Below are 981 nucleotides of genomic sequence, written 5' to 3' on the forward strand. Positions count from 1 at the left end.
TGAGCCGGGTAGGGGACGACCACATGGGCCGCTTCCTCGTTGAATCGCTGACCCGCGAAGGCTGCGACGTCAGCGGCATCAAGGTCGATCCGGAACGCCTGACCGCCATGGTCCTGTTGGGCCTCAAGGACCGCGAAACCTTTCCCCTGGTGTTCTACCGCGAAAACTGCGCCGACATGGCGTTGCGTGCCGAAGACATCAGCGAAGCCTTTATCGCCTCCAGCAAGGCCTTGCTGATCACCGGCACCCATTTCTCCACCGACGGCGTCTACAAGGCGAGCATCCAGGCGCTGGACTATGCCGAGAAGCACAACGTCAAACGGGTGCTGGACATCGACTACCGCCCGGTGCTCTGGGGCCTGGCCGGCAAGGCGGACGGCGAAACCCGGTTCGTTGCTGATCAGAACGTCAGCCAGCACGTGCAGAAAATCCTCCCGCGCTTCGACCTGATCGTCGGTACTGAAGAAGAGTTTTTGATCGCCGGTGGTTCCGAGGATTTGCTCACTGCATTGCAAAACGTCCGGCGCCTGAGCGCGGCGACACTGGTGGTCAAGCTCGGCCCGCAAGGCTGCACGGTGATTCACGGAGCGATTCCGGCGCGTCTTGAAGATGGCGCGATCTATCCCGGCGTGCGCGTCGAAGTGCTGAATGTGCTGGGGGCCGGCGATGCCTTCATGTCGGGTTTCCTCAGCGGTTGGCTGGAAGACGCCAGCGACGAGCGTTGCTGCCAGTTGGCCAATGCCTGCGGCGGTCTGGTGGTGTCGCGCCATGCCTGCGCCCCGGCCATGCCGACCCGTGCCGAACTTGACTATCTATTCAACAGCCCGGTACCCATCACCCGACCGGATCAGGACGCCGTGTTGCAGCGTCTGCATCAGGTCAGCGTACCGCGCAAACAGTGGAAACAACTGTTCATCTTTGCCTTCGATCATCGCGGGCAATTGGTGGAACTGGCCCACAAGGGCGGTCGCGACCTGAGCA

The 981-nt window shown here is 62.1% G+C and carries 1 protein-coding gene; it reads left to right on the forward strand.

Annotated features, from left to right (window positions below; genetic code table 11):
• Nucleotides 1–981: bifunctional 5-dehydro-2-deoxygluconokinase/5-dehydro-2-deoxyphosphogluconate aldolase (locus tag PMI18_RS06780; RefSeq protein ID WP_007904792.1), on the forward strand; the 981-nt coding region annotated here is incomplete at both ends.

The sequence above is a fragment of the Pseudomonas sp. GM102 genome (genome assembly GCF_000282555.1).
Classification (GTDB): domain Bacteria; phylum Pseudomonadota; class Gammaproteobacteria; order Pseudomonadales; family Pseudomonadaceae; genus Aquipseudomonas.